Below are 17,519 nucleotides of genomic sequence, written 5' to 3' on the forward strand. Positions count from 1 at the left end.
GGGAGGCTCTTGAATCAGGGACTGATGACGCGGCCCTGGTGATCCACCAATGGGCCGCTGAAGTGAACGCCCGAAGCGTCGATGGTCAGGCCGACGGCGCCCAGTTGCAGGTTGATCACCTGCGGGGTCAGCGTCAGTCGCGCCGGGCCGATGCTCAGTTCAAGCGACTCTCGAGACCCGTTGAAAGCCGCCGGGCCGTTAAGCCAATTCAGCGTGTGCGTGGCGTCGTCATAACCGCTTTCGCTGCCGTCCTGATGCACGCGGCGCGTCAGCGTCGGTACGGTCGAGGTGGGCGGAAAACGATCACTGTTCAAGCCGAATAACGCCACGCTCTGCGCGCCGCTTTCACCGCTGCCGTAATTGAACAACAGGCACTGCTCGCCCACCGTCGGAATCCGCGATTCGCTTTGAGCGCCAGCGCTGGGGTTGAAGAACTTGATCGATGGCGTCAGCAATCCACCGTGGCTGACCTTGCAGGTGTTGCTCGCGGCGTCGGCTTCCTGACAGACGCCGATGCGGCAGAAACTTTCGGCGCGTCGGTGCAGGTCTTCTATCTCCGCTTCCATCTCGGCCAGCCGTTCAATGATCGGGCCCAGCTGCATGCGCAGTAATGCGTCGAACATCGGTCAGGCCTCCAGCGTGGTGTATTGGTCGGGGTCGTCGATGTTGCTGACTTCCCAGGTACGGGCGAATTTCGGGATGCCCAGCGGGTCGTCGAGCAAGGTCGGACCGAGGTAAAGGGTCTGATTGAATGACAACGTCCAGGTTTTGTATGGCTGATCTGTGCGGATGAGCAATGACGGCAAGCCATCGATGTTCATCGGCAGATCGCATTGATCGCCGGGCAGGCTCCAGCGGTTGTCGGTGATCAGGTTTTTCAACACGGCAATCAGATCGCACGCTGCAAACGCCGTGGCGGCAAGCGCCGGGACGACTTGCAACGACACCGTCATGACATGAGCAATTCGCCCATCAGCGGCGCGCACTCCCGATGCATTTCGGTCGAAGTCGATTAACACCCAAGCCTGTTCGCCAGGTGCGGTGAAATCGTCGTGATTGCCGACATTGAGGTTGAGCGCGGCGGTGTTACGCAGCGTCGTCGCGATGGCTGTAAACAGTTGCGACGGCTGCTGGATCGGTGTGGGCATGCATGACCTCCTTTTCAATCGTCCACGCGCAGCCCTGCCGCCAAAATGGCGGCACGGAGAAACATTCGGGGTTAAGGCTGGTCGCGCGGTGGAACTTCGCAGACGCCGATGCGCTTGGCGGCCCAGCGTTCGTACAGACCGATGGCCACGTCGGCGCCGGCCATTGCCGTCAGGCAACCGAACGCGCCGGCGGCCCAGATCGACAGCCCTGCGGCATACAGCAGCATGATCGCCGACACGCCGCAGATCATGCAGGCGCCGGAGCGCAGGGCCAGGCGCCGCAGCAGTGACCAGCCACGGGCGCCCTCTTTATCGGCACGCCACATTTCGCCGGACACCCCGCCCACTACGGCAAGGAGGATGACCAGCCAGATCGGCATTTCTGCCAGCGCTTGTTGCTCGCTTGTCATGTCACGCCTCCTGGTGTGATGGATGAGTGGTATGTGTTGGGTTCAATCGTTTTCTCTTGAGGTAGGCATTCCAAAAAGCCCGGCCATTCGCCGGGCTTTTCAGTAATGCGCTCCTTCGCCTTCCTTTAAATCCTGTGTTCATAAAAGGAAGCTGACTTTTCGGCGCTACTGGCGCGGTACGAGTCCATTCAAATTGTTTTTCCGACCGCGGTCCCTGCCCGCCGGATAACTGATTGTGGTGTTTTACGCTGCACACCCGGGTCAGTTGCCAACCCTCTGAACCGTTGAGGCCGGTTCATCGCTGCCTGTTCTTGTGGAACTAAAGAGCTTTCGTTTCCAGCCGCTTTGTCGAGCGGCTTGGTGGCAATAATATGCATGGATGCATATACAGTCAATGCGTAAATGCATTTATTTATGCGCGATAAATGCATGGACGCATGAAAGCCGCATGGATCAAGGTTCCAAGGGTTTTTGACGGGCGAAAAAAAACCCGCCGATGGCGGGTTTTATCTGAAAGCGTTGTGATTACCGGGCGTACATGCCCCACCAGAAGACGTGACCGAGGATGACAATTTGCTCCTCCTGGATTTCCTGGAAGCTGTAGTCCTCGTCAGGGTGCTCGTCACGATTGAAGCTGCGCAGTCGAATGCCGGTAGGCAAGCGATAGAGCTGCTTCACCCGCAACTGGCCGTTGTGGTTGATCGCGTACAGATCACCATCAATGATGTCGCCGATGCCGCACTTGCCCGCGTTCACACCCACGGTCGCGCCGTCACGCAGTACCGGCAACATGCTGTTGCCGCGCACGGTCACGCATTTGGCCTGGTCGAACTGCACGCCGTTATGGCGCAGGCTGCGCTTGCCGAAGCGCAGGCTAGAGCGTTCGCTCTCTTCGATGACGAATCTTCCTGATCCTGCTGCCAATTCAACCTCGCGAAGAAACGGCACCGACACCTCGTCGTCATCGACAGGTGTGTCGTCGTCCCACAGCATTATGTCCTTGAGTTCTGCGTGTACGTCACCGCGCCCGGCACCCGCCGACGGCGCGACATCCGCGCGCCCGCGCAACTGATCGGTGCTCACGGCGAAGTACTCGGCGATCTTCGAAATATGTTTATCCGAAGGATCGACGATCTTCCCGCTGAGAATCCGCGAGAGAGTGGATTGAGGCACGCCGGTGCGACGGTGGAGCTCCGTGGGGGAGATCCCGTGCTGATCGAGCAGTGCTCTTAAGACGGAGGATACGTTGCGTTTTTGCATAACGCGCATAATGCTTGAAGTTATTCGCCAAGACAAATGCTGATTTGCATAATCAATGCATATAGCGTCTTTTCGACGAAGGAAATACACAGCGACCTGCGACGCCTGCGTCGAGCAGACTCCCCATGGTAACCTTGCGCCCATCGCGGAAAAGCCCGGTCGTTGTCCCCGCTTTTGCCCTACATCTTTTAACGAGTTGCCTGACAATCCGATGAATAAAGCCGTCTCCGATCTGTCCTCCCACACCCCGATGATGCAGCAGTACTGGCGCCTGAAGAATCAGCACCCGGATCAGCTGATGTTCTACCGCATGGGTGACTTCTACGAGATCTTCTATGAAGACGCGAAGAAGGCCGCCAAGCTGCTCGACATCACGCTGACTGCGCGCGGGCAATCGGCGGGACAGGCGATTCCTATGTGTGGGATTCCTTACCACGCCGCAGAAGGTTACCTGGCGAAACTGGTCAAGCTTGGCGAGTCGGTAGTGATCTGCGAGCAGGTTGGCGATCCGGCCACCAGTAAAGGGCCGGTTGATCGTCAAGTGGTGCGGATCATCACGCCGGGCACGGTCAGTGACGAGGCACTGCTCGATGAGCGCCGCGACAACCTGATCGCCGCTGTACTGGGTGACGAGCGCCTGTTTGGTCTGGCGGTGCTGGACATCACCAGCGGCAACTTCACCGTGCTGGAAATCAAGGGCTGGGAAAACCTGCTGGCCGAACTGGAGCGGGTCAACCCGGTGGAACTGATGATCCCGGATGACTGGCCGAGGGATCTGCCGGCGGAAAAACGCCGTGGCGTGCGGCGTCGTGCGCCGTGGGATTTTGAGCGTGATTCGGCGCTGAAAAGTCTCTGTCAGCAATTTTCCACCCAGGATCTGAAAGGCTTCGGTTGCGAAAACCTGACACTGGCCATCGGCGCTGCCGGTTGTCTGCTGGCCTATGCCAAGGAAACCCAGCGCACCGCCCTGCCCCATCTGCGCAGCCTGCGCCACGAACGTCTCGATGACACCGTTGTGCTCGACGGCGCGAGCCGGCGCAATCTGGAGCTCGACACCAACCTGGCCGGGGGCCGCGACAACACCCTGCAATCGGTGGTCGATCGCTGCCAGACAGCCATGGGCAGCCGTTTGCTGACGCGTTGGCTGAACCGTCCGCTGCGTGATCTGACCGTACTGCTGGCGCGTCAGACATCGATCACTTGCCTGCTCGACCGCTATCGTTTCGAAAAACTGCAGCCGCAGCTCAAGGAAATCGGCGACATCGAGCGGATTCTCGCGCGAATCGGCCTGCGCAACGCGCGTCCGCGTGACCTTGCGCGCCTGCGCGATGCCCTTGGTGCGCTGCCTGAACTGCAAGTAGCGATGACCGATCTGGAAGCACCGCACCTGCAAAGTCTGGCGACGACCACCAGCACTTACCCGGAACTGGCGGCACTGCTGGAAAAAGCCATTATCGACAACCCGCCTGCGGTGATCCGTGACGGCGGCGTGTTGAAGACCGGTTACGATAGCGAACTCGACGAGTTGCAATCGCTGAGCGAAAACGCCGGCCAGTTCCTGATCGATCTGGAAGCCCGGGAAAAGGCTCGCACCGGGCTGTCCCACCTGAAAGTCGGCTACAACCGTATTCACGGCTACTTCATCGAGTTGCCGAGCAAGCAAGCCGAATCGGCACCGGCGGATTACATCCGTCGCCAGACCTTGAAAGGTGCCGAGCGTTTCATTACGCCAGAGCTGAAAGAGTTCGAAGACAAGGCGCTGTCGGCCAAGAGCCGCGCCCTCGCTCGCGAAAAGATGCTTTATGAGGCGCTGCTGGAAGATCTGATCAGCCAGTTGCCACCGCTGCAGGACACTGCCAGCGCGCTGGCCGAGCTTGACGTGCTGAGCAACCTCGCCGAACGCGCATTGAATCTGGATCTGAACTGCCCGCGTTTCGTCAGCGAGCCGTGCATGCGCATCACTCAGGGTCGTCACCCGGTGGTCGAGCAAGTCCTGACCACGCCGTTCGTGGCCAATGACCTGAGTCTGGATGACAACACGCGGATGCTGGTGATCACCGGCCCGAACATGGGCGGTAAATCCACCTACATGCGTCAAACTGCTTTGATCGTGCTGCTGGCACACATCGGCAGCTTCGTGCCGGCGGCCAGTTGCGAACTGTCGTTGGTTGACCGGATCTTCACCCGAATCGGTTCCAGTGATGACCTGGCCGGTGGCCGTTCGACCTTCATGGTAGAAATGAGCGAAACCGCCAACATCCTGCACAACGCCACCGAACGCAGTCTGGTGCTGATGGACGAAGTCGGACGCGGTACGAGCACCTTCGACGGCCTGTCGCTGGCCTGGGCTGCTGCCGAGCGCTTGGCGCATCTGCGCGCCTACACGCTGTTCGCCACGCACTATTTCGAACTGACTGTGTTGCCGGAAGCCGAGCCGTTGGTGGCCAACGTCCACCTCAACGCGACCGAACATAACGAGCGCATCGTGTTCCTGCACCATGTGCTGCCAGGGCCTGCAAGTCAGAGCTACGGCCTGGCCGTCGCACAACTGGCGGGCGTACCGAGCGAAGTCATCGTGCGGGCGCGGGAACATCTGAGTCGACTGGAAGAGACCGCGCTGCCCCATGAAGCGCCGAAACCGGTCAAGGGAAAACCCGCAGCGCCGCAACAAAGCGATATGTTCGCCAGTTTGCCGCACCCGGTGTTGGATGAGCTGGCTAAACTGGACATAGACGACATGACGCCGCGTCGTGCTCTGGAAATGCTCTATGCGCTGAAGAACCGGATATAAGCACTGAAGAACCGGATATAACGCAAACGGCTTCAAGCTGTTAGAATCTCGCGCGGTTTGGGATGCTGCTGGCTAATAGCCTGGCCAGCAGACATCGCTCCCGAACCTGGCGACCCCAACCGTGAAGGGGCAACGCTGCCGCCGCCTGAGGAGAGAACTAGAAATGACCTTCGTCGTCACCGACAACTGCATCAAGTGCAAGTACACCGACTGCGTAGAAGTCTGTCCGGTGGACTGCTTTTACGAAGGCCCGAACTTCCTGGTGATTCACCCGGATGAGTGCATCGACTGCGCCCTGTGCGAACCAGAATGCCCGGCCGTAGCCATTTTCTCCGAGGACGAAGTTCCGGAAGAGATGCAGGAATTCATCCAGCTGAACGTTGAGTTGGCGGAAATCTGGCCGAACATCACCGAGAAGAAAGAATCGCTGCCGGATGCCGAAGAGTGGGATGGCGTCAAAGGCAAGATCAAAGACCTCGAACGCTGATCTGTCACGCGCTCGAAAAAAGGCCCCTTGCGGGCCTTTTTGCTTTTGCGGTTTTTACTTTTTTGCAGACAAAAAAGGGGCGGTTTGACCCGCCCACATTTTTCCCTATTCCCTGTGTTCCCTTTCATCGTCCTGATGAATCGCATCCTGCGATGTCCATTCCCCTCTTCCTTGAAGGGCGTGTCTGTCCGTCGACACAACCCCGATACTAGAGAATTTCCCGGCAAGAGCAATGCGTCCTGAGCGCTCAAACGGTCCGTCACAAACGCTTCATATTAAAAAATAATCATATTAATCAATAGGTTAAAAACAGCCCATTAAAAAACAGACGCCTTCGACCGTGTAAAAATAACGAACACTTACGAAACAGTAAGAAAAGGCTTACAGAGCGAGACTACAAATCTCGACCGATAGCTTTTGCAGGAGCTGCCGAAGGCTCGGGCCGAGATTCGACGCGAATTCCAGGCAACAAAAAGCCCCGAACCAGTCGGGGCTTTTTGCGGGTGGTCGTTTGAAGCGCTTACTGAAACAGCGACTCGCTCGACAGGCCGTTCTTCTCAAGGATTTCGCGAAGGCGCTTGAGGCCTTCTACCTGGATCTGTCTTACCCGTTCCCGGGTCAGGCCGATCTCCAGGCCTACATCTTCCAGCGTGCTGCTCTCGTGGCCGCGCAGGCCGAAGCGGCGAATGACCACCTCGCGCTGCTTGTCGGTCAGTTCCGACAGCCATTGATCGATGCTCTGCGACAGGTCATCGTCCTGCAGCAGTTCGCATGGATCGGTCGGACGATCATCGGTAAGTGTGTCCAGCAGGGTTTTATCCGAATCCGGACCCAGCGAGACGTCGACCGAAGAAACACGCTCGTTCAGGCCCAGCATGCGCTTGACCTCACCTACCGGTTTTTCCAGCAGGTTGGCGATTTCTTCGGGTGAAGGTTCGTGGTCGAGTTTCTGCGTCAGCTCCCGTGCAGCCCGCAGGTACACATTGAGCTCCTTGACCACATGGATCGGCAACCGAATGGTTCGGGTCTGATTCATGATCGCGCGCTCGATGGTCTGACGAATCCACCAGGTCGCGTAGGTCGAGAAGCGGAAGCCGCGCTCGGGGTCGAACTTTTCTACCGCGCGGATCAAGCCGAGGTTGCCCTCTTCAATCAGATCCAGCAACGACAGCCCCCGATTGACGTAACGCCGGGCGATTTTCACCACCAGCCGCAGGTTACTTTCAATCATGCGCTTGCGCCCGGCCGGATCGCCACTTTGCGACAAGCGCGCAAAATGAACTTCTTCCTCGGGGGAGAGCAATGGGGAAAAGCCGATTTCGTTGAGATACAACTGCGTGGCATCAAGTGCCCGAGTGTAATCGATGTATTTATGTTGTTTGAGTGAAGCAGATTGTTTGGATTTGGAACGAACGGAAGGTGGAGCAGCCCCTTCATCATTCGACATCGAAGATTCCGAATCGATGCCGGCCTCCATAAGGAGAACCTCATCGTCGATGTCAAACTCCGGCACTTCTTTACTGAGAGCCATTGTTATAGTCCTTTGGTGAGTTCGACCCCAAGCTCAAGCGACGCCTCTATCCTTGGCAACGCTGGAGCCTGTCCCCTCTACGCGACGGAACAGGCTGGATTGCAAATCAACGCCTTGGCAGGAACTGCAGCGGATCTACTGGTTTACCTTGTCGGCGAATCTCAAAATGCAGTTTCACCCGGTCTGTACCCGTTGACCCCATTTCGGCAATTGTCTGTCCGACTTTGACCTGCTGTCCCTCCCGAACCAACAGCCTGCGGTTATGTCCGTAAGCACTGACGTAGGTTTCGCTGTGTTTGATGATGACTAATTCGCCGTAGCCCCTTAAGCCACTCCCGGCGTAAACCACCGTCCCATCAGACGCAGCTAAAACAGGCTGTCCCAAATCCCCGGCGATATCAATTCCTTTATTCAAACTACCGTTTGAAGAGAATTTACCAATCAGAATGCCATTAGATGGCCATCCCCAGCCGGTCGGGGCTGGACCGGCTGGAGGCATTGGAGCCGGGGTTTGCTTGTTGGCGACGGACGGTACAGCCCCAGCAGAACCGCGGGTTGTGGTGGTTGTTGTGCCATTTGCCTGGCGCCGGATTACCGTGGTTTTGCTGGACGATGATGGCGAGGAACTGGCGCTGCTCACCACGGCAGTCGGCGTTGAACCGGTACGCCCGTCGAAGCGAATTGTCTGACCCGGATGGATCGTATACGGCGTAGGAATATTGTTCCGCGCCGCGAGGGCTTTGTAGTCCCAGCCGTAGCGAAATGCGATGGAAAACATCGTATCGCCCGGACGGACTACATATTGACCGGTCGTCACGGTAGGACGCTGTGCGGCCGCGCCGTTGCGATCGACTACCCGGACACTGCTCGATTTGGTGCTGGAGCAACCCACCAGCAAGGTGCTCAAGACAAGGCCAGTCACCAGGCGCTGAAAGCTCGTGTTACCCATACGCTGCGCAATGACAGTGAGACTCACCCGCCGCTCCCTTTGTGGTGGCTGAAAAATTCGAATGCCGAACTCCGGCATGAGGTGTCGCAAGTATAACGGGCCGAATCGGCTTTACCTTTAATGAAGCGAATTCGCTTCACGCACACGTTTGCAAGCTGACAATCTGCTGCGTTTAAACGATCGCCGCCGGTGTAAGACCAAGGCCAGCGAAAGGAATTCAGCGCCGTTGAACAAATGCTCAGGCCAGTGGACCATTGAGCAATGGCACGAAACGCACGGCGCCTAAAACGTGTCGAGAAAAACCATTTTCTTCGCGCACGATCAGCATCAATTGCTGCACTTCTCCGGAACCGACCGGGATCACCAATCGCCCGCCCGGTGCCAGTTGATCAAGCAACGCTTGCGGCACATCGGTGGCCACCGCGGTAACAATAATGCCGTTGTACGGTGCCAGCGCCGGCCAGCCTTCCCAGCCGTCGCCCCAACGAAACACCACGTTGCGCAGATTGAGTTCGACCAGACGCTCCTTGGCCCGATCCTGCAAGACCTTGATGCGCTCGACCGAGAACACCCGCTCAACCAGTTGCGACAACACGGCAGTCTGGTAACCGGAACCGGTGCCGATCTCCAGCACCTTGTCCAAGGGGCCCGCCTCCAACAGCAGCTCGCTCATGCGCGCCACCATATAAGGCTGGGAGATGGTCTGGTTATGGCCGATCGGCAGCGCAGTATCTTCATAAGCGCGGTGCGCCAACGCTTCGTCGACGAACAGGTGACGCGGCGTGCGCCGGATGACTTCCAGCACCTTGGCGTTGGACAGACCTTCTTCATACAAACGCTGGATCAAACGCTCCCGCGTGCGCTGGGACGTCATGCCGATGCCGCTGCGCATTCTGTCTTCGTGTTCACGAGCCATCAGCGCAGTCCCTCCAGCCAGCCATCGAGACTTCTGAAGGCGTCGTTGAAGGTGCGATCGAGTTGCAGTGGCGTGATGGAAACATAGCCCTGCATCACCGCATGAAAGTCAGTGCCCGGGCCGCCATCTTCGGCATCGCCGGCGGCAGCAATCCAGTAACCGGCCTTGCCACGCGGGTCGACCACTTTCATCGGCGCCGCCGCCCGGGCACGGTGCCCCAGTCGGGTCAGCTGGATGCCGCGAATGTGGTCGATCGGCAGATTGGGAATGTTCACGTTGAGCACCGTGCGCGGCGGCAGATCGAGCCCGGCGTGGGCTTCGACCAGTTTGCGCGCAAAGTAGGTCGCTGTAGGAAGATTATCGACCTGGCGTGAGACCAGCGAGAAGGCGAACGATGGGCGCTCGAGGAAACGTCCTTCAAGGGCCGCCGCCACCGTCCCGGAATACAACACGTCATCTCCAAGGTTGGCGCCGAGATTGATCCCGGAAACCACCATGTCCGGCTGGCGCTCCAGCAACCCGTTCAGGCCCAGATGTACGCAGTCGGTTGGCGTGCCGTTGAGGCTGATAAAGCCGTTGGCCAGGTATTGCGGGTGCAACGGACGGTCGAGCGTCAGCGAACTGCTGGCGCCGCTTTTGTCCTGCTCAGGGGCGATAACCACGCACTCGGTGTAATCCGCCAGCGCAGCATAAAGCGCGGCGAGACCGGGTGCGGTTACCCCATCATCGTTAGAAATCAGAATACGCATGGGCTGTCCGTCTGCCCCACCGGCACCAGATCAACGAGCTCGCGCACCAATACAGTGGCGAAGCATCCGGCCGGGAGGACGAATTCCAGTTGCAGAATGTCAGGCTGGGGATAATGCCACGTCAACCCGCCAATGGGCAGCCGCAGGATGCGACGTTCGTGACTCATGCCGGCGTTGATCAACCAATCGCGCAGATCCGCTTCACGCGCGGCAATCCCCTGCTCCAGATCATGGACAGCGCCAGCAGCCGGAGAGTCACCTTCACCCCACTGCGGGCCGGTCGGATGCAGATCGAGAATCGCCAGACGCGGGTCGCTCAATTCAGCTTCACCGGCCGGGAAGAAACTACGGCTATCGGTGAAAGCCAGCAGATCGCCAACCAGCGCGCGCTGCCAGGTGCCATCCGCCACACGTGCAGCCAACACCTGGTTAAACAGAAAACTGCGCGCCGTCGACAGCAGTCGCGAGCGTACATTGCGCTGCTCCGGCAAGGCCTTGCGCGCCGCCCACGATCGGGCATCGACGACATTGCCGCCGTCATGGCCGAAACGCTGGGCGCCGAAATAATTGGGAATACCTTGTTTGACGATCAGTTGCAGGCGCTCTTCAATCTCGGCTTTGTCGCCGGCGAACTGCGTCAGACGCAACGTGAAACCATTCGCCGAATGCGCGCCGCGTTGCAGCTTGCGCTTGTGGCGAGTGGTCTTGAGGATTTTCAACGTGTCGTTTTCCGCCGCTGACAGATCAGGATCTGCCTTGCCCGGCAGTTGCACACTGAACCACTGACGGGTCAGCGCCTGACGATCCTTGAGACCGGCGTAGCTGACAGTGCGCAGCGGCACACCGGCAGCCTTGGCGATACGCCGTGCGGCTTCCTCTGTGTTCAGGCCACGTTTTTCCACCCAGATCCACAGGTGTTCGCCGTCGCCGCTGAACGGGATATCCAGCACTTCATCCACCTGAAAATCTTCAGCGATGGCTTTCAGTACCGCGGTGCCGAGGGGTTCGCCATAGGCGCGCGGGCCGAGCAATTGCAGTTCATTCATGCGCGCAGCAACAAGGCAACGGAGTGCACGGCGATGCCTTCTTCGCGACCGACAAAGCCAAGCTTTTCGGTGGTGGTAGCTTTCACGTTCACTTGATCCAACTCAACTTGAAGATCCGCGGCGATCAGTGCGCGCATCGATTCGATATGCGGGGCCATTTTCGGCGCCTGGGCAACGATGGTGTTATCGACGTTGCCGACTTTCCAGCCCTTGGCGTGGATCAGACCGACCACATGACGCAACAATGCACGGCTGTCGGCGCCCTTGAATTGTGGGTCGGTATCCGGGAAATGTTTGCCGATATCGCCCAGCGCAGCCGCGCCGAGCAAGGCATCGCTCAAGGCGTGCAGCAGGACGTCACCGTCGGAATGAGCGAGCAGCCCGAAGCTATGTGCAATGCGCACGCCGCCCAGAGTAATGAAATCGCCTTCAGCGAAACGGTGCACATCATAGCCGTGGCCAATACGCATAAAAAAAACGCCCCGATTTTTGTCAGGGCGTGATTCTACCTGCATTAGCCCCGAAGGGCTTGTGCGTGATGCTGCAAGTGGTCGTCTATAAAGCTTGAGATGAAGAAATAGCTGTGGTCGTAGCCCGGTTGCAGGCGCAGCGTCAGCGGATGACCCGCTTGTTTGGCCGCTTGTTGCAGAGCTTCGGGTTTAAGCTGAGTCGCGAGGAAGTCATCGCGATCACCTTGATCGACCAACAACGGGAGCTTCTCGTCAGCCTCGGCGATCAGCGCACAGGCATCCCACTCTTTCCACTTCGAACGGTCTTCACCCAGATAACGCGAAAATGCCTTCTGCCCCCACGGACAATCCATCGGGTTGTTGATCGGCGAAAAGGCCGACACCGACTGATAACGTCCCGGATTGCGCAAGGCACATACCAACGCACCGTGGCCACCCATGGAGTGGCCGCTGATGCTGCGTTTATCCGAGGCCGGGAAATGCGCTTCAACCAGTGAAGGCAATTCCTGCACGACATAGTCATGCATCCGATAGTGCCGCGACCAGGGTTCCTGCGTGGCATTCAGATAAAACCCGGCACCGAGACCAAAGTCCCAGGCTCCATCCGGATCGCCCGGCACATCGGGACCACGCGGGCTGGTGTCCGGTGCGACGATGATCAGGCCGAGTTCAGCAGCCATGCGCAACGCGCCGGCCTTGTGCATGAAGTTCTCGTCGGTACAGGTCAGCCCCGACAGCCAGTACAACACCGGCAGCTTGCCGCCCTGCTCCGCCTGCGGTGGCAGGTACACGGCAAATACCATGTCGCAGCCCAGCACGTCGGAACGGTGACGATAACGCTTGTGCCAACCGCCAAAACTCTTCTGACAGGAGATATTTTCCAGGCTCATGTAAAGACTCCAACGCGGTCACGGCCACAAGCCTTCAAGACTTGTAGCCATGACATCACGATTGATCAGAAATGGATGACGGTACGAATGCTCTTGCCTTCGTGCATCAGGTCGAACGCCTTGTTGATATCTTCCAGGCCCATGGTGTGGGTGATGAAGGTATCCAGCGGGATTTCACCGCTCTGGGCCATGTCGACATAGCTTGGCAATTCGCTGCGGCCACGTACGCCGCCGAATGCCGAACCGCGCCAGACGCGACCGGTGACCAACTGGAACGGACGGGTAGCGATTTCCTGACCGGCACCGGCGACACCGATGATGACCGACTCGCCCCAGCCTTTATGGCAGCACTCGAGGGCGGCGCGCATCAGTTGCACGTTGCCGATGCACTCGAAGGAAAAGTCGACGCCGCCATCGGTCATGTCGACGATGACTTCCTGAATCGGACGGTCGAAATCTTTCGGGTTTACGCAGTCGGTTGCACCCAGTTGCCTGGCGATTTCAAACTTGGCCGGGTTGATGTCGATGGCGATGATGCGCGCGGCCTTGGCCTTCACTGCACCGATGACTGCCGACAGACCGATGCCGCCCAAACCGAAAATGGCCACGGTGTCGCCCGGTTTGACCTTGGCGGTATTGAGCACTGCACCGATACCGGTGGTGACGCCGCAACCAAGCAGGCAGACTTTTTCCAGCGGTGCGTCTTTAGCGATTTTGGCCACGGAGATTTCCGGCAACACGGTGTATTCCGAGAAGGTCGAAGTACCCATGTAGTGGAAAATCGTTTCGCCCTTGTAGGAAAAACGCGAAGTGCCATCCGGCATCAGGCCTTTGCCCTGGGTCGCACGAATGGCCTGACACAGATTGGTCTTGCCCGACTTGCAGAATTTGCACTGGCCACACTCCGGGGTGTAGAGCGGGATAACGTGATCGCCGACAGCAACCGATGTCACGCCTTCGCCGATCGCCTCAACGATGGCGCCGCCCTCGTGGCCGAGGATCGAAGGGAAAATCCCTTCCGGGTCAGCGCCGGACAAAGTGTAGGCATCGGTATGGCAAACACCGGAAGCGACTACCCGCAGCAGCACTTCGCCAGCCTTGGGCATGGCGACATCAACTTCTACGATTTCCAGCGGCTTCTTGGCCTCGAAGGCAACGGCGGCGCGCGACTTGATCATGCTGACTCTCCCGTGAATCCATTAAATAAAAAAGCAGACAAGGAGTGTAATACATGGCCTGACGATGAATAATCCGGCCAAAAGCAAAACATTATTGCCATACAGGGATAATCCTGATGTCCGAAAACCGCTGGGAAGGCATCGACGAGTTTGTCGCCGTTGCTGAATGCAGCCAATTCACCGCCGCGGCTGAACGTCTCGGGGTTTCTTCCTCGCACATCAGTCGACAAATCGTACGACTGGAAGAGCGTTTGCAGACGCGCCTGCTCTATCGCAGTACCCGCAGGGTGACGCTGACCGAAGCCGGGCAGACATTCCTGCAACACTGCCAGCGCTTGCAGGACGGTCGCGAAGAAGCCTTGCGCGCGGTTGGCGATCTGACCAGCGAACCCAAAGGCATGCTGCGCATGACGTGCGCTGTGGCCTATGGCGAGCGATTTATCGTGCCGCTGGTGACACGGTTCATGGGGCTCTACCCGCAACTGCGCATCGATATTGAGCTGAGCAATCGTCAACTCGATCTGGTGCATGAGGGGCTGGATCTGGCGATTCGATTGGGACGATTGCAAGATTCACGACTGGTCGCGACGCGCCTGGCGCCACGGCGTATGTATCTGTGCGCGTCACCTTCCTACATGGAACGGTACGGCCGCCCACACAGCTTGTCGGAACTCAGTCGACACAATTGTCTGATTGGCAGCACGGACATCTGGCAGCTTGAGCAAAACGGGCGGGAATTTTCCCAGCGAGTGCAGGGAAACTGGCGTTGCAACAGTGGGCAAGCGGTGCTGGATGCCGCTTTACAAGGGGTCGGGTTGTGTCAGTTGCCGGACTATTACGTGCTGGAGCACTTGCACAGCGGAGCATTGATTTCGTTGTTGGAGGCGCATCAGCCGCCGAATACTGCGGTGTGGGCGCTGTATCCGCAACAGCGACATTTGTCGCCGAAGGTGCGCAAGTTGGTGGACTTTCTTAAGGAAGGGTTGGCCGAACGGCCAGAGTATCGGATTTAAGATCAAAAGATCGCAGCCTTCGGCAGCTCCTATAGGGGGATTTGCCGCGACAAAAACCACTGTAGGAGCTGCCGCAGGCTGCGATCTTTTAGCGGCGGTTAGCCCATCGCTGACGCAACCACTCCAGATCTTCCGGGCGGGTCACCTTGAGGTTATCCGCACGCCCTTCGATCAGACGGGGAGCCTGCCCCGCCCACTCCATCGCCGAAGCTTCATCGGTAATCACCGCATCCGCCACCAGGCTGTCCGCCAATGCGCGATGCAGTGCACCGAGGCGGAACATCTGCGGCGTGTAAGCCTGCCAGATCACGCTGCGGTCAACGGTTTCAACCACACGACCGTGCTTGTCGATGCGCTTCAGGGTGTCGCGCGCGGGAACCGCCAGCAAACCACCTACCGGGTCATCCGCCAGTTCAGCGAGTAATTTGTCGAGATCATCGCGACTCAGATTGGGCCGCGCCGCATCGTGCACCAGCACCCAGTCCTGATCGTCCGCACCTTGCGCGTGCAGATGCAGCAAGGCATTGAGCACCGAACCGGAACGCTCGGCACCGCCGTCAACGCGCTGAATACGCGGATCGTTGACGCATGCCAGGCTCGGCCAATAAGGATCATCAACAGCAACACTGACCACCAAACCCTTGAGGCTCGGGTGATCGAGGAAACAGCCGAGGCTGTGTTCGAGAATTGTGCGCCCGCCCAGTTGCAGATATTGCTTGGGACGGTCCGCGGCCATTCGGGCACCGACGCCCGCGGCAGGAATCACGGCCCAGAAGGCCGGCAGGGAATTGATCATTGAGCCAACTGGTAAAGGGTTTCGCCGTCCTTAACCATGCCCAACTCGTGGCGAGCCCGCTCTTCAACGGTCTCCATGCCTTTCTTCAACTCGCTGACCTCAGCGTCCATCACCCGGTTACGCTCCAGCAAACCTTCGTTCTCGGCATGTTGATCAGCAATCTGCTGATTCAGCTCGGCGACTTGCGCCAGACTGCCATTGCCCACCCACAGGCGGTACTGCAGACCGGCCAGCAGCAGGAGCAAAACGAGAAACAACCAGTAAGGACTGCGCATCGAATATCAGGTATCCAGTGAAAAAAGACAGCCACGCCAAAACTTTGCAGCGTCTGATAGCACGAAGCCTGGAAAATCCAGGCTTGTGCTGTTAAGGCATCAGATTAGTGGCAAATCCATCGCTGTCACGACTTTTTCGACACAATCCGGTGTCCTTTTATCAGTTTCAGCTTAACCGCGGAACTCGCTACGACCGTTGTACTTGGCTTTGCCATTCAACTGCTCTTCGATACGCAGCAGTTGGTTGTACTTGGAAACGCGGTCGGAACGGCACAGCGAACCGGTCTTGATCTGGCCAGCCGAGGTGCCCACAGCCAGATCGGCAATGGTCGAATCTTCGGTTTCGCCGGAACGGTGCGAGATCACTGCGGTGTAACCGGCAGCCTTGGCCATCTGGATGGCTTCCAGGGTTTCGGTCAAGGTGCCGATCTGGTTGAACTTGATCAGGATCGAGTTGGCGATCTTTTTATCGATGCCTTCTTTCAGGATCTTGGTGTTGGTCACGAACAGATCGTCGCCCACCAGCTGCACTTTCTCGCCGATTTTGTCGGTGAGAATTTTCCAGCCAGCCCAGTCGGACTCGTCCAGACCGTCTTCGATGGAGATGATCGGGTAACGCTCGGTCAGACCTTTGAGGTAGTCGGCGAAACCTTCAGCAGTGAACACCTGGCCTTCGCCGGACAGGTTGTACTTGCCGTCTTCGTAGAATTCGCTGGCTGCGCAGTCCAGGGCCAGGGTCACGTCGGTGCCCAGCTTGTAACCGGCGTTGGCCACGGCTTCGGAAATCACTTTCAGCGCGTCTTCGTTGGAAGCCAGGTTAGGCGCAAAACCACCTTCGTCGCCGACAGCAGTGCTAAGACCACGGGCCTTCAGCACAGCTTTGAGGTGATGGAAAATCTCGGTGCCCATGCGCAGACCTTCCGAGAAAGACTTGGCGCCAACCGGCTGAACCATGAATTCCTGAATGTCGACGTTGTTATCGGCGTGCTCGCCACCGTTGATGATGTTCATCATCGGAACCGGCATCGAGTACACACCCGGGGTGCCGTTCAGGTTTGCGATGTGAGCGTACAGCGGCAGGTCCTGATCCTGAGCAGCAGCCTTGGCCGCAGCCAGGGACACGGCGAGAATGGCGTTGGCGCCCAGGGTCGCTTTGTTTTCGGTACCGTCGAGCTTGATCATCGCGTGATCGAGGGCTTTCTGGTCGCTTGGGTCAGTGCCCAGCAGCAGATCGCGGATCGGACCGTTGATGTTGGCTACCGCTTTAAGCACGCCCTTGCCCAGGTAACGGCTCTTGTCGCCATCACGCAGCTCGAGCGCTTCACGCGAGCCAGTGGATGCACCGGACGGCGCGCATGCGCTGCCGATGATGCCGTTGTCGAGAAGCACGTCCGCTTCCACGGTGGGATTGCCACGGGAGTCGAGAACTTCACGACCTTTGATGTCGACGATTTTTGCCATTGTTGTAAACACTCCAAAGTTGACGAAAACGACGCAGCTAGAGGAAATCTTTTTACCGTCGGCAAGGGGGTGCAGCGGGCAGATTTGCAGACGATAACGCTCATGCCCGAGGGCATGAGCGACAAATCGTGCGGTACTTTACCGGAGAA

At 58.3% G+C, this 17,519-nt stretch carries 18 protein-coding genes; 3 read left to right on the top strand and 15 right to left on the bottom strand.

From position 1 onward, the window contains the following. Window positions 1-14: 14 nt before the first annotated feature. The 4 genes from AB4P92_RS09410 to AB4P92_RS09425 all read right to left on the bottom strand — a co-directional run bounded on the left by AB4P92_RS09410 (window position 15) and on the right by AB4P92_RS09425 (window position 2,827). On the bottom strand, window positions 15-623 hold the full coding sequence (locus tag AB4P92_RS09410; RefSeq protein ID WP_200613671.1) for a phage baseplate assembly protein V: 609 nt from the start codon (window positions 621-623) through the stop codon (window positions 15-17). 3 nt (window positions 624-626) lie between these two features. Beyond that, on the bottom strand, window positions 627-1,148 hold the full coding sequence (locus AB4P92_RS09415; RefSeq protein WP_395599285.1) for a hypothetical protein: 522 nt from the start codon (window positions 1,146-1,148) through the stop codon (window positions 627-629). Between the two features lie 71 nt (window positions 1,149-1,219). Beyond that, window positions 1,220-1,558, bottom strand: a complete 339-nt coding sequence (locus AB4P92_RS09420; RefSeq protein ID WP_047299923.1) for a phage holin family protein — start codon at window positions 1,556-1,558, stop codon at window positions 1,220-1,222. A 525-nt stretch (window positions 1,559-2,083) separates the two neighbouring features. Then, complete coding sequence (locus tag AB4P92_RS09425) at window positions 2,084-2,827, bottom strand: XRE family transcriptional regulator (protein ID WP_080895993.1); 744 nt, start codon at window positions 2,825-2,827, stop codon at window positions 2,084-2,086. Between the two features lie 202 nt (window positions 2,828-3,029). Here AB4P92_RS09425 and mutS point away from each other — a divergent pair, with 202 nt between their 5' ends. Both mutS and fdxA read left to right on the top strand, forming a co-directional pair. Beyond that, on the top strand, window positions 3,030-5,609 hold the full coding sequence (mutS, locus tag AB4P92_RS09430; RefSeq protein ID WP_115146394.1) for a DNA mismatch repair protein MutS: 2,580 nt from the start codon (window positions 3,030-3,032) through the stop codon (window positions 5,607-5,609). A gap of 163 nt (window positions 5,610-5,772) precedes the next feature. Then, window positions 5,773-6,096, top strand: coding sequence for a ferredoxin FdxA (gene fdxA / locus AB4P92_RS09435; RefSeq protein WP_007908827.1), 324 nt, complete (start codon window positions 5,773-5,775; stop codon window positions 6,094-6,096). A gap of 520 nt (window positions 6,097-6,616) precedes the next feature. Here the strand turns inward: fdxA and rpoS are convergent. The 8 genes from rpoS to AB4P92_RS09475 all read right to left on the bottom strand — a co-directional run bounded on the left by rpoS (window position 6,617) and on the right by AB4P92_RS09475 (window position 13,825). Next, a complete protein-coding gene (rpoS, locus tag AB4P92_RS09440) occupies window positions 6,617-7,627 on the bottom strand; it encodes an RNA polymerase sigma factor RpoS (RefSeq protein ID WP_047299921.1) in 1,011 nt (336 codons plus the stop codon). 106 nt (window positions 7,628-7,733) lie between these two features. Beyond that, window positions 7,734-8,603, bottom strand: coding sequence for a peptidoglycan DD-metalloendopeptidase family protein (locus tag AB4P92_RS09445; protein ID WP_261735118.1), 870 nt, complete (start codon window positions 8,601-8,603; stop codon window positions 7,734-7,736). A 211-nt stretch (window positions 8,604-8,814) separates the two neighbouring features. Then, window positions 8,815-9,450 (bottom strand): protein-L-isoaspartate(D-aspartate) O-methyltransferase, encoded by a 636-nt coding sequence (locus AB4P92_RS09450; RefSeq protein WP_170947254.1) that lies wholly within the window; start codon window positions 9,448-9,450, stop codon window positions 8,815-8,817. 41 nt (window positions 9,451-9,491) lie between these two features. Then, window positions 9,492-10,241: a 5'/3'-nucleotidase SurE gene (surE, locus tag AB4P92_RS09455; RefSeq protein ID WP_042557899.1), complete on the bottom strand. Its 750-nt coding sequence runs from the start codon at window positions 10,239-10,241 to the stop codon at window positions 9,492-9,494. Beyond that, window positions 10,229-11,287: a tRNA pseudouridine(13) synthase TruD gene (truD, locus tag AB4P92_RS09460; RefSeq protein WP_261735116.1), complete on the bottom strand. Its 1,059-nt coding sequence runs from the start codon at window positions 11,285-11,287 to the stop codon at window positions 10,229-10,231. The genes surE and truD overlap by 13 nt, the downstream gene beginning before the upstream one ends. After that, entirely contained in the window at window positions 11,284-11,757 is a 474-nt protein-coding gene (gene ispF, locus AB4P92_RS09465; protein ID WP_042557897.1) for a 2-C-methyl-D-erythritol 2,4-cyclodiphosphate synthase, read from the bottom strand. The genes truD and ispF overlap by 4 nt, the downstream gene beginning before the upstream one ends. A 44-nt stretch (window positions 11,758-11,801) precedes the next feature. Continuing rightward, window positions 11,802-12,647, bottom strand: coding sequence for an S-formylglutathione hydrolase (fghA, locus tag AB4P92_RS09470; RefSeq protein WP_042557896.1), 846 nt, complete (start codon window positions 12,645-12,647; stop codon window positions 11,802-11,804). 65 nt (window positions 12,648-12,712) lie between these two features. After that, a complete protein-coding gene (locus tag AB4P92_RS09475; RefSeq protein ID WP_115146393.1) occupies window positions 12,713-13,825 on the bottom strand; it encodes an S-(hydroxymethyl)glutathione dehydrogenase/class III alcohol dehydrogenase in 1,113 nt (370 codons plus the stop codon). 116 nt (window positions 13,826-13,941) lie between these two features. Here AB4P92_RS09475 and AB4P92_RS09480 point away from each other — a divergent pair, with 116 nt between their 5' ends. After that, complete coding sequence (locus AB4P92_RS09480; protein WP_395599286.1) at window positions 13,942-14,838, top strand: LysR substrate-binding domain-containing protein; 897 nt, start codon at window positions 13,942-13,944, stop codon at window positions 14,836-14,838. Window positions 14,839-14,926: 88 nt separating this feature from the next. Here AB4P92_RS09480 and ispD read toward each other — a convergent pair whose 3' ends face one another. The 3 genes from ispD to eno form a co-directional block, all read right to left on the bottom strand. Further along, on the bottom strand, window positions 14,927-15,634 hold the full coding sequence (gene ispD, locus AB4P92_RS09485; protein WP_395599287.1) for a 2-C-methyl-D-erythritol 4-phosphate cytidylyltransferase: 708 nt from the start codon (window positions 15,632-15,634) through the stop codon (window positions 14,927-14,929). Continuing rightward, window positions 15,631-15,909, bottom strand: a complete 279-nt coding sequence (gene ftsB, locus AB4P92_RS09490; protein ID WP_007908838.1) for a cell division protein FtsB — start codon at window positions 15,907-15,909, stop codon at window positions 15,631-15,633. Before ftsB ends, ispD begins: the two co-directional genes overlap by 4 nt. Before the next feature lie 171 nt (window positions 15,910-16,080). Continuing rightward, window positions 16,081-17,370 carry a phosphopyruvate hydratase gene (eno, locus tag AB4P92_RS09495; protein WP_042557893.1) on the bottom strand — a complete coding sequence of 430 codons (1,290 nt, stop codon included), beginning with the start codon at window positions 17,368-17,370 and terminating at the stop codon, window positions 16,081-16,083. Window positions 17,371-17,519 lie beyond the last annotated feature (149 nt).

This window comes from Pseudomonas sp. A0308 (assembly GCF_044218815.1).
Lineage (GTDB): Bacteria > Pseudomonadota > Gammaproteobacteria > Pseudomonadales > Pseudomonadaceae > Aquipseudomonas > Aquipseudomonas iridis.